The organism is Aestuariimicrobium sp. T2.26MG-19.2B (assembly GCF_950101875.1).
Classification (GTDB): Bacteria; Actinomycetota; Actinomycetes; order Propionibacteriales; family Propionibacteriaceae; genus Aestuariimicrobium; species Aestuariimicrobium kwangyangense.
In genome coordinates, this window is sequence record NZ_CATNLW010000001.1 from 302,333 (window position 1) to 317,553 (window position 15,221).

A 15,221-nucleotide genomic window follows, 5' to 3' on the forward strand; every position below is an offset into this window, starting at 1 on the left:
TTTCGTTGATTGAATCAATATTTGATGCGTGTCAAAGGTTGACCGGCGTCAACGATACGCCGATGGTTGACTCGGGTCAACTGATGAAGCCTCAAGCACTCACCCCCCATGCATCTGCCCCCGAAACGCACACATGGCTGGCGCTCCTCCGCATGGCTGGCGTTCAGAACACCAGCCAAGCGGAGGAACGCCAGCCACATGCATCACCGGCGACCAGCCACCAACCGGGCCAGATCGACCCGGTTCAGATCAGCGCAGCACCCCTTGGAACCCGAAGGTGAAGCTCAGCCTCTCTCCGGCGGGCAGTCGGTACTCGGGGTGGGTCATGGCCCCCCACGAGTCGTCACCGGCCACTCCGCGACGCTTCAACGCCGGACGAATGACCGTGTGCTGGATGGGCGGCAGGTCGACGTGATGGTCGCTCGCCTCGATCTGGGCCGGCGTCCACGGCAGCACCGACAGCTCCATCGGCACCTCCGCGTCGAGCCGCAGGCCTCGTCCGTGCACGTCGGTCACCGTCGCCCAGCGCACCCCGGTGCGGTTGCCCGCCTCCTGGGGACGCAGGTACGGGGTCAGCAGGTCAGCAACCTTCGCCCGGTGCACCCCCAACCGTGCACCCTGTCGACGGTCGACCTGGGTCTCGTCGGGGCCGTCGCCGTACCAGGTCAGCCTGTCGAAATCGGCACTGGTGGTCAGCTGCATGCCGAACTCCGGGGCGTCCGGCAGGTCGGCGTGAGGGGTGAGTTCGACGGTCACGCGGATGTGCCCGTCACCCGCGACGGCATACGCCACGGTGCACTCGCCCACCCCTGCCGCTGCCGACCCGAGCGGCAACTCGTACACGTAGGTCACGACAGCCCGGTCGTCCACGACCTCGACGCTCGGGTTGTCCAAGCCTGCCTTGGGACGAGCATGGCTAGAGGCCAGCTTCCAGCAGCCGTCACGGAAGGGCATGCCCCAGCCGCGCTCGTTCGAGGTGGGGGCGTGCCAGAAGTTCGGACGAGGAACGCTGTCGAGCAGTTCGTGGCCGCCGTCGGGGGTGAGCCCGTAGCGGTAGGACAACAGTCCCCCACCGATCCGCGAGAACAGCGCCAGGAAGTGCTTCCCCCGCACACCGATGTTGTGGATGCCCGCCACCACCTCAGGGGCGTCGCCGCGGCGCGGGGCCGGAGCACCGTCCACGGTCCGCACGCCCTGGCCGAACGCGATCTCGTGACCAGCCTCGGCCCAGCCGGTGGCCTGACGCAGCCTCACCGACACCTCGACCACGTACTCACCGGGGACCCTGGGAAGCTCCAACGGCAGCGGGTACGTCTCACTCTGCAGGGGTGCGACGGCAGTGACGACGGTGGCTCGAGCCACCTCCCGTCCCTCCCGCAACACGCTGACCACGATGTCGAACTGCGAGGAGTCGACGAACAGGTTGCGATTGGTGAGGGTGAACTCCCCCTCCGACACCTCGACCACGAACGGGGCGTACAGCGCCTTGACGGCCTGCAGCGCAGGCTTCGGGGTGCGGTCGGCGAAGACGATGCCGTTGCCCGAGAAGTCGGAGTCGTGCGGGGCCTCGCCACAGTCGCCGCCGTACCCGAAGAACTCCTTGCCGTGCCGATCGGTCAATGCGATGGCCTGGTCGGCGAAGTCCCAGATGAACGACCCCTGGAACAGCGGTTCGCGCCACGCCAGGTCGACGTACTTGTCGACCGCACCGAACGAGTTGCCCATCGAGTGGGCGTACTCGCACAGGATGAAGGGCTTCTCGCGGTGCTCCTTGAGGTACTCCTCGACCGTCGCGGCCGGGGTGTACATCTGACTGGTGATGTCGGTGGTCTCCGGCAGACGCGGGTCCCAGTGCACACCCTCGTAGTGCACCGGACGAGTGGGGTCGAGTTCCTTGAACAGGCGCGAGACCTGCAGCAGGTTGCTGCCCCCGAAGGACTCGTTGCCGCACGACCAGATGAGCACGCTGGGGTGGTTCTTGTCGCGCTGCAGCATGTTCTCGGCCCGGAACTTCAGCGGGGGAAGCCACAGCGGGTCGTCCCCCGGCACGGCCTGCTCGATGGTGCGTCCTCCGCGGTTGATGTCGTCCCACAGGCCGTGGGTCTCGAGGTTCATCTCGTCGATCACATAGAGCCCGTGCCGGTCACACAGCTCGTACAGCGCGCTGGTGTTGGGGTAGTGGCTGGTACGCACGGCGTTGACGTTGTTGCGTTTCAGCAACAGCACGTCGGCCTCGAGTTGTTCACGCGAGACGGCGCGCCCGTCGAGGCCGAAGTCGTGGCGGTTGACGCCGTTGAACACGATCCGCTGGCCATTGATCAGCATCTGGGCATCGACGATCTCGAACCGACGCACGCCCACGGTGGTGGGCACGTACTCGACCACCGCTCCGGAGGGGTCGAGCACCTGCACGGTCAGGTCGTACAGGTGGGGACGCTCGGCGCTCCACAACTGGGGCTGCTCGACGACGATCGACCACCGACCGTCACCCTGGTCGGTGAGCTCACCCACCCCTTCGAGGGTCAGCACGAGGCTGCCCTCGCCCTCGAGGTCGGGCCGGACGACGACCGTGGCCCGGTCGAAGGAGTCCGACAGTTCGGTGGTGACCGCCAGGTCGCGAAGGTGGGCCACCGGACGTCGGTTGAGCTCCACCGAGCGGAAGAGACCCGAGAAGCGGTAGAAGTCCTGGTCCTCGAGCCATGACTGCGAGGTGAACTTGAACACCTGTACGGCGAGCTTGTTGGTGCCCTCATGCCAGGCCGGCGTGAGGTCGAACTCCGAGGGGGTGAACGAGTCTGTGGACCATCCGATCCACTGCCCGTTCAACCAGACGGCCAGGCCACTCTCCGCGCCATGGAAGGTGACGGAGACCCGCTCCCCCGCCGCCAACGGCTCGTCCAAGGACACCTCGGTGACATAGCTGGCGACCGGGTTGAAACGCTGCGGCGCCTGCCCGGGCTCGAGGGTCTCGTGCCCGTCCCAGGGGTACTGGGTGTTGACGTACTGCGGACGGTCGTAGCCCTGCATCTGGATGTGGCCGGGGACGGCGATGTCGTCCCAGCTGGAGGTGTCGTACCCGGACGCCTGGAACCCGCTGGGTGCACCAGCGGGATTCTTGGCGTAGTGGAACTTCCACACGCCGTCGAGGCTGGTCACCAGCGAGCTCTGCTGCAGTTGGGCCTCGTCGGCCGACGCGAACACGCGGTGGTCGGAGTGCGGCGCCAGCGTCGACTCGGCGAACCACCCGGGATCGGAGAGCCGCGCCATGTCAAGGGGCGTGGTGGGTGAGGTGTCGTGGGAACGGGGGGATTCAGAAGTCACTTGACGGCTCCGGTGATGCCTTCGGCGAAGCTCCGCTGAAGGACGAGGAAGAGGAACATGGTGGGCAGGGAGGCCAACAACACGGCGAGCATCAGCACCCCGTAGTCGGTGACGTAACCCGAGGTGAGGCTCGCCACCAGCATCGGCATGGTGCGGAAGGTCTGGTCGACCAGGATCACCTTGGGCCACAGGAAGTTGTTCCACGCGGCCATGAACGTGATCACCGCGGCCGCGGCGTAGGTGGCACGCATGGTGGGCAGGAACATCCGGAAGAAGATCGACAGCTCACTCAGTCCGTCGAGGCGGGCGGCCTCGATGATCTCGGTGGGGAAGCTGCGAGCCGACTGCCGGAACAGCAGGATCAGGAACGGTGTCGCGATGGTGGGCAGGACCACGGCGGGCAGGGTCGAGACCATGTTGAGGTTCGCGAACATGCGGAACAACGGGATCATGGTGGCCGCGAACGGGATCATCATGGTCAAGAGCAGCAGGCCCATCAGCCTGTCCTTGTGCTTCGAGTGGTAGATCTCGAAGCCATATCCGGCGATCGAACAGACCAGCAGGCTGAGCAGTGCGCTCGAGACGGCGTAGATGGTCGACTGGCCCATGGCCGCCCCGACGTTCTGCTGGGTGGTGAGCTTGGAGATGTTGTCCATCAGCGCTCCGCCCGGCGTCAACCTCGAACCGATCACGTCGGCCGAGGTGTTGGTGGCCGAGACCACCATGAAGTAGAGCGGGAACAGCGAACACAGGGCCGCCAGGGCCAGGAACACGTACTTGGCGACGCGGAGAGGTGTCTTAGTCACGCTTGTCACCCACCTTCATCTGAATGGCTGCGAGCACGGCGACGAGCAGCAGGATCACGTATGACACCGCCGAGGCGTACCCGAAGTTGGGGTTGTTCTGGAACGAGAGTTCGTAGAGGTAGTGCGACATCGTCTTCGACCCGTTCGCGGGGCCACCCGCGGTGAGCGCCCAGGACTCGTCGAACAACTGGATGGTGCCGTTGGTCGACATGATCGCCGTCAGCAGGATCATCGGACGAAGCTGCGGCACGGTGACGTGCCAGAAGGCGCGGAAGTCGCTGGCGCCGTCGATCTTGGCAGCCTCGATGGTCGAGGGCTCGATGTTCTGCAGGGCCGCCAGGTAGAACACCATGTTGTAGCCGGTCCAGCGCCACAGCAGACCGAGCACGATGACCATGCGCGCCGTGACCGCGTTGCCCAGCCAGTTGACGGGGTGGTCGGTCAGGTGCAGGGCCAGCAGGGCGTCGTTGACCATCCCGTCGGTCGAGAACATGGTGCGGAACACCATGGAGTACGAGACCAGCGAGACGGCGCAGGGCAGGAAGATGGCGGTACGCCACAGTCCGCGCAGCTTCATGGTGCGGTCGTTGAGCAGGACCGCCAGCACCAGGGCCAGCACCAGCATCACCGGCACCTGCACGATCAGGTACATGAAGGTGTTGGCCAGGGTCTGGTGGAAGATGCCGTCGTCGAACAGGCGGGTGTAGTTCGCCCACCAGGGGTCCGCCCAACGCATGCGGGTGCCTCGTCCGGTGCGGAACGACAGCAGGAAGGCCTCGAACATGGGCCAGAAACTCATCAGGACGATCAGCAGGGTGGCTGGGGCCAGGAAGGTCCAGCCGGTGAGGCTCTTGCGGCGGGCGCTGGTCAGGCCCCTGCGCCTGCCGACCTCGTCTGTCGGCGGGGAAGGAACCGCCCGCGCTGCGGTGGTGGTGGTCACGCGTGACTCCGTTCGTCGGGGCTGAAGGGACGAGGACGTGACCGGGGGCCGCAGCCCCCGGTCACGAGATCGATCACTTCATCGCGAACTCGACGGTCTTCTGGGCCTCGTCGAGGGCGGTCGTCGGATCGGCACCCTTGAGGATCTTGGTCATCGCCACACTGGCGGCGTCACGACCCTCGTAGTAGTAGGCGCCGGTGTTGTTCTTCGGCACCTTGGCCGAGTAGTCGACCACCTGGGCGTAGATGGCGGTGTTGTTGAAGAAGGCCTGCTTCTCCTGGTAGATGTCCGACTTCGCGGCGGGCATCCAGTTCGCCAACGCACCGGCCTTCGGCAGGATCGTGTCGTAGAGCTGGGTCGACCCCGCGAAGGTGGACTTCAGGAAGTCGTTGGCCAGAGCCGGCTGCTTGCCGGCCGAGACGGCCCACGAGGACCCACCGTTGGCGGTGTAGTTGGTCGCGCTGTCGATGCCGTCGAGCTTGGGCACATTGGTGATCTCCCACTTGCCCGACTGGTCCTTGGCGGTCTGCACGGAACCCAGGATCCAGACGCCGTTGAGCGCCGAGGCGTGGTTGCCGGAGATGAAGCCGCGGATGTACTCGTCCCACGAGTTCACCTCGACGTAGAGACCTGCCTTCTGCAGCTGCTTGAGCACGTCGATCGACTTGAGCAGGATGTCGTTCTTGGCGATGGTGGGCTTGCCGTCGGCGTCGAACAGGCTGCCGCCGGCCGACTGCAGCATCATCATGATCAGGTCGGAGCTTCCCGACTGGCCAGAGATCAGGGCGTGGCCCGTCTTGGCCTTCAGCTGGGTGCCCCGCTCGATGTAGTCGGCCCAGCTGATGTCGGTGAAGTCCTTCATCGTCAGACCGGCCTGCTCGAGGTAGTCGATGCGCAGGGCCTGCACGGCGGTGCCGTTGTCGAAGGGCACGCCGTAGTTGGCGCCGTCGACGGTGGAGTAGCCCACCACGGCGGGCGGGAACTCGTCGAACTTCACGCCACCCTTGGTGAGGTCGGAGAAGGCGTCACCGTAGTTGATGACGTTCTTCTGGAAGGCGTTGTTCTGGCAGAGGAAGATGTCGGGCAGCTGGTCGAGCTTGCCCGACTGTGCCAGCGTCGTCAGCTTGGTCTGGATGTCGTCCCATGGGGTCTCGACCACCTTGACCTTCACGTCGGGGTGGTCCTTCTGGTAGATCTTCGCGGCCTCGTTCATCGAGTAGATGTTGAACGCCGGGTCCCAGCACCACACGGTGAGGGTGCCGCTGGTGGGCACGTCGCCGGCCACCGCCTGGTCGTTCTTGCCGCCGGAGTTGCACGCCGCCAGGGTGGCCACCGCAGCGGCCCCAAGTCCCAGCCCGAGCACCGAGCGCCGGTTGATGTTCATTCCTCGAACTCCTTCGTTCGTCCGCAGAGCGGTTCGATCCTTCCGGGGGCGACATCGTCCCCGTCCATCAGCCACCCGCGCAGCGATGCGAGGAATGCTGTGATGTTGACGTCAACATAGCAACGCTCCCCGGCAGGACTGGGGAGGGGCACGGGTTTCGAGACCGATCTGTGATCTGCGGATGGCAACGTCACCAAGGACGGGCCCGGGAGCTACACTCCCGCTCATGTCCACCGCGTCCGAGACCCCACGGCGCGGACGTGCGTCGATCACGGACGTCGCCAGGCTGGCCGGTGTGTCGGCGCAGACGGTGTCACGGGTGGCGACCGGGTCGAGTCAGGTTCGCGAGTCGACCAAGCTGCGGGTGCGGCAGGCGATGGACCAACTGGGCTACAGCCCCAACCGTGCCGCCCGGGCCCTGCGCAGCGGCTCGTTCGGCGCGATCGGGTTGCTGGGCCACGACTTCAGTCGTACCGGTGAGGTGCTGACGATGCGCGGCGTGCTGGACGCCGCCCAGGAGCGCGGCTACTCCGTCAACGTCGTCAACGTCGCGACCGGCACCACCGACGAATGGAACTCCGCCGTCACGCGGTTGCCCCACCTGGCCATGGACGCCCTCATCGTGATCCGGGCCGAACTCGTGCAGCCCGAACTGCTGTCGCTGCCCGCACGGATGCCGGTGGTGGTCAACGGCACCTGGCCCGGCAGCCCCCACTCGACGGTCGAGACCGACCAGGTCGAGGGCACCCGACTGGCGGTGGAACACCTGTTGGGGCTGGGACACGCCACCGTCCATCACGTCTCCGGCCCCGAGGACTCCGAGGTGGCGCGGATCCGATCGTCCGCGTGGCGGCGCACCCTGCTGCTGCACGGCATCACTCCCCCGGAGGTGGTGCCGGGCGACTGGACGGCGGCCTCGGGCATCGCCGCGTGCCACCGACTGGTGGAGCGCGATGACATGACTGCCGTCTTCTGCGCCAACGACGAGACGGCCATCGCTCTGATCGGGGCACTGCAGAGGGCGGGCAAGTCTGTTCCCGGCGACGTGTCGGTGGTGGGCTTCGACGACATCGACCTGGCGGCCTACCTGAACCCGCCGCTGACCACGGTGAACCAGAACTTCCACGCCATCGGGCAGCATTCGGTGGCCATGCTGCTCGAGCAACTGGAGGCCTCGACCCGAGGTGAGCGACCGCCCCTGCAGCGGGTGGTCGTGCCCGTGGAACTGATGGTGCGGGGATCGACCGGACCACCCCCTCGGGTCGCCCCCCGGTGACGGGGCCTTCGCCGGGTACGGGTCAGCCGCGGTAGATCTCGAGCAGTCGGGCCGCCACAGCACCGGGGGCGTAGCGCACCCGGGCGAGGGCGGCGATGACCGCCGGGTCGAAGGTGTCCAGTTGGGAGACGAAGGTCTTCAACGCCGCCACGTCATCCTCCGGGGTCGTGCCGGTGAACATGCCCACGTCGTCGGTCACGAAGTCCTCGGGGCCGCCGCAGTGGGTGGCCAGTACCGGCAACCCGGCAGCCATCGCTTCGACGTAGACCACTCCGAAGGTCTCCCACTCGCTGAACAGGACGAACCCGTCGGCGGCCGCGAACTCGGCAGCCAACTCGGCGCGACCCAGTCCCCCCGTCAGCCTGACCCGGTCACCGACACCCGAGCTCGTCACCAGTTCCTCCAGGTGACCGCGCTCGGGTCCCTGGCCGACGATCACGAGTTCGGCGTCGGACGTCGCGAAGGCAGCGGCGAAGGCCCGCAGCAGTCGGTCCATGCCCTTGCGGGGAATCAGGTTGCCGACGCTGAGCAGTCGGGTCGGCGCGGCGGGCTGCGCGGGGTGCGTGGGGTGAGCGGGGTGCGGCTGGAAGGCATCGACGTCGACGAGGTCGGGGACGACCGTGGCGGTGACGCCGAACTCAGCGGCCAGCACCTCGGCGAGCGCCGACGACACCGCCAGCACCCGGTCGGCGCGGTAGGCGTGACGAGCGAGGGCACGGTCCTCGGACGTGACCGAGCCACGGCGGAGCTTGGAACTGTGCTCGGTGACGACGACAAGGGGCTGGTCGGCGCCGTCGCGCAGGCGAAGGGTGGTGGGCACCACACCGGCGGCCCACCTCGTGAAGTGGGCGTGGACGACATCGGGTCGTCCGTGGTGTTCGACCACCGCCTCGTACAGTCGCCGCCAGGCTCGACCCAGCAAGGGGACGAAGGCCCGCACCGGCAGCGAGCCGAGACCGATGTCGACCCTGGCCACCGGCAGTCCCTCGAAGGTTGAGTGCCGCACCCGCCAGGGAGTGAGCAGACCGGCCCGACGACGGCGCGGTGACCGGCAGTCGAGCACGGCGACCACGACGTGGCAGCCCGCCTGCTGGAGCGCCAGCGCCTGGTCGAACTCGAACCTGCCCAGGAGCGGGGACGATGCATCGGGTACCCCGCGGGCCACCACCACGACGAAAGGGGTCATCGGCGCGACACCACCACGGTGCCGAGCACCAGGTCATCGAGGGCGCGCCGCTCGGCACCCACGATCAACATCGGGATGACCAGACACTTCATGGCCACACGGCTCACCGCCTGCCACCAGCGCAGGGGTGTCAGATCGAGTTGGGTGACGCCGATCCGGGCGGCCAACTGCCCCAGCGATCCCCCCAGGAAGGTGGTGAACACACTCGCCTCGACGAAGAAGACACCCATCGGCGTCCACATGCGCCAGCCGGCACCGCGCAGCGCGCCCAGACCGAAGAGCAGGTAGGCGACCAGCATCGAGATCGCCCAGTCCGCGATGAGGGCCGCGACCCGGGAGCGCCAACTCGCCAGCGAGCCACGACCCGTCGGCGGCAGGCCGAGGCTCTGCCCGGGGTAGGTCTCCTCGCTCATGGTGGGAGCCTATCGGGGGCGGTCGGCCGAGCGATCGCGACGGCCCCGGGCGGGGCGTCCGGGCTGTTACACGAACGAAACATGGACGCAACTGATGAGCAACACCTGCTCCGTAGGTTCATGCACACAAGGGTTCATCCAGATGGAGGAAGACATGTTCAAGGGACAGGACGACCTGCTCGCGTTCATCAAGGACGAGGGCGTCGAAATGGTCGACGTTCGCTTCTGCGACCTGCCCGGTGTGATGCAGCACTTCACCGTGCCGGCCGGGGCTTTCGACGAGGCAGTGTTCACCGACGGCCTCGCATTCGACGGTTCGTCGATCACCGGCTTCCAGAAGATCCACGAGTCGGACATGGCGCTGCTGCCCGACCCGACCACCGCCTACCTCGATCCCTTCCGCGTGGCCAAGACCCTGGTCGTCAACTTCTTCGTGCACGACCCGCTGACGAAGGAGCCCTACAGCCGCGACCCCCGCAACATCGCCCGCAAGGCTGAGGCCTACCTCGCCAGCACCGGCATCGGCGACACCGCCTACTTCGCACCCGAGGCCGAGTTCTACGTCTTCGACGACGTGCGCTTCGACACCAAGGCCAACGGCTCCCACTACGAGATCGACTCCGAGGCGGGTGCCTGGAACACCGGCCGCGTCGAGGACGGTGGCAACCGCGGCTACAAGGTCAAGTACAAGGGTGGCTACTTCCCCGTCTCGCCCGTCGACCACTTCGCTGACCTGCGCGACCAGATCGTCAAGACCATGGAGTCGCTCGGCCTGGTCGTCGAGCGCGCCCACCACGAGGTCGGCACCGCCGGCCAGGCAGAGATCAACTGGCGCTTCGACACCATGTTGACCTCGGCCGACAACGTGATGAAGTTCAAGTACATCGTCAAGAACACTGCCTGGGAGGCTGGCAAGACGGCCACCTTCATGCCGAAGCCGATCTTCGGCGACAACGGTTCGGGCATGCACGTGCACAGCTCCATCTGGAACGGCGGCGAGCCCCTGTTCTACGACGAGAACGGCTACGGCGGTCTGTCCGACATGGCCCGCTGGTACATCGGCGGCATCCTCAAGCACGCGCCGGCCCTGCTGGCGTTCACCAACCCCTCGGTGAACTCCTACCACCGTCTGGTGCCCGGCTTCGAGGCCCCTGTCAACCTCGTCTACTCCTCGCGCAACCGCTCGGCCTGCATGCGCATCCCGATCACCGGGTCGAACCCGAAGGCCAAGCGCGTCGAGTTCCGCTGCCCCGACCCCTCGTCGAACCCGTACCTGGCCTTCGCCGCCATGCTGCTGGCCGGCCTGGACGGGATCCAGAACAAGATCGAGCCGCCGGCCCCGATCGACAAGGACCTCTACGAACTGCCTCCCGAGGAGCACGCCGAGGTCGACCAGGTGCCCGCCTCGCTGGGCGAGGTGCTCGACGCCCTCGAGGCCGACCACGAGTTCCTGCTCGTCGGTGACGTCTTCACCTCCGACCTGATCGAGACCTGGGTCGAACTGAAGCGCGCCGAGATCGACGCCATCCGGCTGCGCCCGCACCCCTACGAGTTCGACCTGTACTACGCGATCTGAGCCTGTGCTCCACTGATCGAGGACGAGGCCCCCGGTTCCGCGAGGAACCGGGGCCTTTCCTCTTCACCTCGGGCATCCCCTCGCGTTTTGCTGCCCCGAACTGGCTTCCGGATGGTCAGCAGCGGGTCGTGAGACTCTTTGGGGTCATCGGGACACCGGATCGGGGCACAGGGCTTATTCGACCCCCCACCGGAACACCCTGTTCGCCCAGTGCCACAGTGAAGGCGTGCAATGACGCACTCCTAGGAGGCATCCGATGATTCAGTACGTCCACATGTTCAGTGAGGGCGATCGCGACCAGAAGGACCTGCTCGGTGGCAAGGGCGCCAACCTCGCCGAGATGGTCAAGTTGGGGCTGCCGGTGCCCCCGGGCTTCACGATCACCACGGAGGCCTGCCGGGCCTACCTGACCGAGGGACGCGTGCCGCCCCAGGTGCGGGTGGAGGTCACCCAGCGGCTGCGCAATGTCGAGGACCTGATCGGACGAACTCTCGGCGACTACGAGGAACCGCTGCTGTTGTCGGTGCGCTCGGGGGCCAAGTTCTCGATGCCCGGGATGATGGAGACGGTGCTGAACGTCGGCCTGAACGACGACACCGTGCACGCCCTGGCCTCCTTCGCCGGCGACGAGCGTTTCGCCTGGGACTCCTACCGCCGCCTGATCCAGATGTTCGGCAAGACCGTGCTCGACATCGACGCCGACAAGTTCTCGTCGGTGCTCGACGCCCACAAGGAGAGCGCGGGTGTCACCGCCGACGTCGATCTCACCGCGGACGACCTCAAGCAGGTGGTCGCCGAGTTCAAGCAGATCGTCGAACGCGAGACGGGTCACCCGTTCCCCCAGACCCCACGCCGTCAGGTCGACATGGCCATCGAGGCCGTCTTCCGCAGCTGGAACACCGAGCGGGCGCAGTTGTACCGCCGCCGTGAACGCATCGCAGACGACCTCGGCACCGCGGTCAACGTGCAGGCCATGGTCTTCGGCAACCTCGGGGAAACCTCCGGCACGGGGGTGTGCTTCACCCGCGATCCATCGTCGGGTCACATCGGCGAGTATGGCGACTACCTGCCGAACGCGCAGGGTGAGGACGTGGTGGCGGGTATCCGCAACACGCTGTCGCTGGCCGACCTCAAGCAGCGTGATGCCGGCGCCTACCGCGAACTGCGGGCCGCCATGCGCCGCCTCGAGACCCATTACCGCGACCTGTGCGACATCGAGTTCACCATCGAACGCGGCAGGTTGTGGATGCTGCAGACACGGGTGGGCAAGCGCACGGCCGGTGCCGCCTTCCGGATCGCCACCCAGCTGGTCGACGAGCAGTTGATCACCATGGACGAGGCCCTCGAGCGGGTCACCGGCGAGCAGCTCAGCCAACTGCTCTTCCCCCAGTTCGACCGGTCCGCCGACCGGACGCTGCTGGCGACCGGCATGGGCGCCTCCCCGGGCGCGGCCGTGGGGGCTGTGGCATTCGACAATGCCAGCGCCGAGGCCGCCGCGGCCAGTGGCAAGTCCGTCATCCTCGTCAGGCGCGAGACCTCACCCGAGGACCTGCCGGGCATGGTCGCCGCGGCCGGCATCCTGACGGCCCGCGGGGGCAAGACCTCCCACGCCGCCGTGGTGGCCCGAGGCATGGGCAAGTGTGCCGTGGTGGGTGCCGAGGACCTGGTGGTCGACGTCGCCGCCAAGCAGATCAGGGTCGGTGAGCACGTGGTGCACGAGGGTGACACCCTGGCCATCGACGGCAAGACCGGCGAGGTCTACCTGGGTGACGTGCGCGTGGTCGACTCCCCCGTCATGACCTACGTCTCCGAGGGCCTGGAAGCGGCCGAGGCCCATGCCGACGGTGACGACGAGACCAAGCAGCTGATCCGCGCCGTCGATCGGGTGCTCACCCATGCCGACAAGCGTCGCCGTCTGCGGGTCCGCGCCAATGCCGACACCGGCACCGACGCGCGCCGGGCTCGTGACCGGGGGGCCGAGGGCATCGGTCTGTGCCGCACCGAGCACCAGTTCCTCGGCGAACGCCGCCAGCAGATCGAGCGGGTGGTGCTCGCCGACACTGACGAGCAGCGTGAAGCCGCGCTGGCCGAACTGCTGCCCGCCCAGATCGAGGACTTCGTCGACCTGTTGACGGCCATGGACGGCCTGCCGGCGACCATCCGGCTGATCGACCCGCCGCTGCACGAGTTCCTGCCCGACCTCACCGACCTCACGGTCGAGGTGGCCCTGGCCGAGGCGAAGGGCGAGACCGGCCCCGAGGTCGACCGCACCAGGGCCCTGCGCGACGCGGTCCGGGCGATCCACGAGCAGAACCCGATGCTGGGCCTGCGTGGGGTTCGCCTGGGACTGAAGATCCCCGGCCTGTTCGCGCTGCAGATCCGCGCCATCGCCGAGGCTGTCGTGAGGCTGCGGGCCGAGGGCAAGGACCCCCGTCCCGAGATCATGGTGCCGCTGGTGGGATCCAACCGCGAACTGGTGATCGTCCGGCGTCAGGCCGAGGGAATCATCGCCGAGATCTCGCGGACGAACGACCAGGAACTGGAGATCCCGATCGGCTGCATGATCGAGCTGCCCCGGGCGGCCCTGACCGCCAACCGCATCGCTCAGACGGCCGAGTTCTTCTCGTTCGGTACCAACGACCTGACCCAGACGACGTGGGGCTTCTCCCGCGACGACGTCGAGACGGCCTTCTTCCCCCAGTACATGCAGAACGGGGTGCTGACCATCAGCCCGTTCGAGACCTTGGACGCCCTGGGTGTCGGCGAGCTCGTCAGGATCGGGGTGGAGAAGGGTCGCGAGACTCGACCTGACCTCAAGATCGGGGTGTGTGGTGAGCACGGTGGCGACCCCGAGTCGATCCACTTCTTCCACCGGGTCGGCCTGGACTACGTCAGCTGCTCGCCCTTCAGGGTGCCGGTCGCCCGACTGGAGGCCGGACGCGCCGTCGTCCTCAAGGAAGGTGTCGGCACGAGCTGAGCACCCCGAGCTGCCTGGCCGAGCTGACTGGCCGTGGGCCGGCGGACCCCACGTCCGTCGGCCCTCGGTTGTGCGCGTAGGGTGGCAGGTACGGACTCGCGACCTGCGTCTTCGCGACATCCACGAGAGCGAGCCCATGGCCACACCATCGTCCGACCCACTGGCCCGACGCTATTCAAGCCTCGACCGAGCCTTCGCCGACCAGAAGATCCCGGTCGGCAACCAACCCTTCATCCGTGCCTTCTGCAGCCGCGTGGGGGTGTCGACCTTCGACAAGCGATCGGGCTACATCAAGGCCAATCGTTGTGTCGATGGCCCCGCCCTGCAGATCTACTACGGCTGGACGAACGGCTTCCACTCCGAGGAGGAGGCCCGCGATGCCGTCGGCCCCGGTGCCAAGGTGTGGCCCAGCGACCGAGGCGCCCACCTGTGGGGCGTCGACCACCCCGTCACCCGCGCCACCACTGGTGTCCAGCCCAAGGCACCGGTGTTCGTCGATTACGGAACCTGCCCCCGCTGCCACCTGAAGTTGCCCGCCAGCAGCACCTGCGACACCTGCGACTGATCCCTCAGCGGGGTGTGATCCGTGCCAGCAGTGCTGCGCGTCCGGGTCCGGAGAGTTCCGTCTCGTGCACCCGACGACCCGACAGGGCCACCATCAAGGAAAGCACTGACCCCCGCACCTCCGGTCCGCGGCCGTGGCTCAGGCCGGCATCGCTCGCGACCAGTCTGAGTCCGCGGGCGAGACCCTTGCCCCCACCCCGGACCGATCCTGTGTGGGCCGACCGGTGGGCCGACCCGGTGCGGGCCGATCGCGTGTGCGCGAGGTACTGAAGGGCCGGCAGGGTGGCCGCCAGCGGGTAGTCCCGGACGATCCCGAGGGCGCGCCGGATGTCCTCGCCGTGAGCGATCTCCTCGACCAGTCGGGAGCGCAGGTCGCCCAGCGGCCCCGCCTTCAACGGGATGGTGGAGCGGTAGGCACCCAGGAGGTCCTGGTGCCGGAACCGGCGTTCACGCTCGACCCCGACCTGATTGACGCGGTCGGTGTCGCCGCGGGCGGCGAGGATCCGCTGGACGTGACCCAGTGCGGACGTCCGGTTCGAGTCGACCAGGTGGGCGACGACGTCGGCGATCGTCCATCCGTGGGCCCACGACTCCCGGTTCCAGTCCTCGTCGGTGATGATGTCGAGATCACGCGCGAGGGCGCGGCGCTCGTCGTGGATGGTGGTCCAGATCGCTGCTCGGTCCATGGGTCCATACAACCCCACCCGGGGTGGGCCACGGGGGACGAGGAACCATGCCGACTGAGCGTGCCCGGCGACACCGGCCGTGACCGCCTAGG

Annotated in this window: 11 protein-coding genes; 4 read left to right on the plus strand and 7 right to left on the minus strand. The window is 67.3% G+C overall.

Annotated features, from left to right (window positions below):
- Nucleotides 1-249: 249 nt before the first annotated feature.
- From QQZ11_RS01420 to QQZ11_RS01435, 4 genes are all read right to left on the minus strand, one after another.
- Nucleotides 250-3,321, minus strand: a complete 3,072-nt coding sequence (locus QQZ11_RS01420; protein ID WP_284548271.1) for a glycoside hydrolase family 2 TIM barrel-domain containing protein — start codon at nucleotides 3,319-3,321, stop codon at nucleotides 250-252.
- Entirely contained in the window at nucleotides 3,318-4,127 is an 810-nt protein-coding gene (locus QQZ11_RS01425) for a carbohydrate ABC transporter permease (RefSeq protein ID WP_022909651.1), read from the minus strand. Before QQZ11_RS01425 ends, QQZ11_RS01420 begins: the two co-directional genes overlap by 4 nt.
- Complete coding sequence (locus QQZ11_RS01430) at nucleotides 4,120-5,067, minus strand: carbohydrate ABC transporter permease (protein ID WP_022909650.1); 948 nt, start codon at nucleotides 5,065-5,067, stop codon at nucleotides 4,120-4,122. Before QQZ11_RS01430 ends, QQZ11_RS01425 begins: the two co-directional genes overlap by 8 nt.
- A 73-nt stretch (nucleotides 5,068-5,140) precedes the next feature.
- Entirely contained in the window at nucleotides 5,141-6,451 is a 1,311-nt protein-coding gene (locus QQZ11_RS01435) for an ABC transporter substrate-binding protein (RefSeq protein WP_022909649.1), read from the minus strand.
- A 226-nt stretch (nucleotides 6,452-6,677) separates the two neighbouring features.
- Here QQZ11_RS01435 and QQZ11_RS01440 point away from each other — a divergent pair, with 226 nt between their 5' ends.
- A complete protein-coding gene (locus tag QQZ11_RS01440; RefSeq protein WP_022909648.1) occupies nucleotides 6,678-7,727 on the plus strand; it encodes a LacI family DNA-binding transcriptional regulator in 1,050 nt (349 codons plus the stop codon).
- 22 nt (nucleotides 7,728-7,749) lie between these two features.
- On the opposite strand, the gene QQZ11_RS01445 is transcribed toward QQZ11_RS01440, so the two are convergent.
- Both QQZ11_RS01445 and QQZ11_RS01450 read right to left on the minus strand, forming a co-directional pair.
- Nucleotides 7,750-8,913 (minus strand): glycosyltransferase, encoded by a 1,164-nt coding sequence (locus QQZ11_RS01445; RefSeq protein WP_284548273.1) that lies wholly within the window; start codon nucleotides 8,911-8,913, stop codon nucleotides 7,750-7,752.
- Nucleotides 8,910-9,326 carry an RDD family protein gene (locus tag QQZ11_RS01450; protein ID WP_022909646.1) on the minus strand — a complete coding sequence of 139 codons (417 nt, stop codon included), beginning with the start codon at nucleotides 9,324-9,326 and terminating at the stop codon, nucleotides 8,910-8,912. The genes QQZ11_RS01445 and QQZ11_RS01450 overlap by 4 nt, the downstream gene beginning before the upstream one ends.
- Before the next feature lie 154 nt (nucleotides 9,327-9,480).
- On the opposite strand from QQZ11_RS01450, the gene glnA reads away from it, so the two are divergent.
- The 3 genes from glnA (at nucleotide 9,481) to QQZ11_RS01465 (ending at nucleotide 14,444) form a co-directional block, all read left to right on the plus strand.
- Nucleotides 9,481-10,902, plus strand: a complete 1,422-nt coding sequence (gene glnA, locus QQZ11_RS01455) for a type I glutamate--ammonia ligase (RefSeq protein ID WP_022909645.1) — start codon at nucleotides 9,481-9,483, stop codon at nucleotides 10,900-10,902.
- Nucleotides 10,903-11,158: 256 nt separating this feature from the next.
- Entirely contained in the window at nucleotides 11,159-13,879 is a 2,721-nt protein-coding gene (gene ppdK / locus QQZ11_RS01460; protein ID WP_284548274.1) for a pyruvate, phosphate dikinase, read from the plus strand.
- A 136-nt stretch (nucleotides 13,880-14,015) separates the two neighbouring features.
- Nucleotides 14,016-14,444 carry a hypothetical protein gene (locus tag QQZ11_RS01465; RefSeq protein WP_022909643.1) on the plus strand — a complete coding sequence of 143 codons (429 nt, stop codon included), beginning with the start codon at nucleotides 14,016-14,018 and terminating at the stop codon, nucleotides 14,442-14,444.
- Between the two features lie 4 nt (nucleotides 14,445-14,448).
- Here the strand turns inward: QQZ11_RS01465 and QQZ11_RS01470 are convergent, their stop codons facing one another.
- A complete protein-coding gene (locus QQZ11_RS01470) occupies nucleotides 14,449-15,129 on the minus strand; it encodes a maleylpyruvate isomerase family mycothiol-dependent enzyme (protein WP_284548277.1) in 681 nt (226 codons plus the stop codon).
- Between the last annotated feature and the right edge of the window lie 92 nt (nucleotides 15,130-15,221).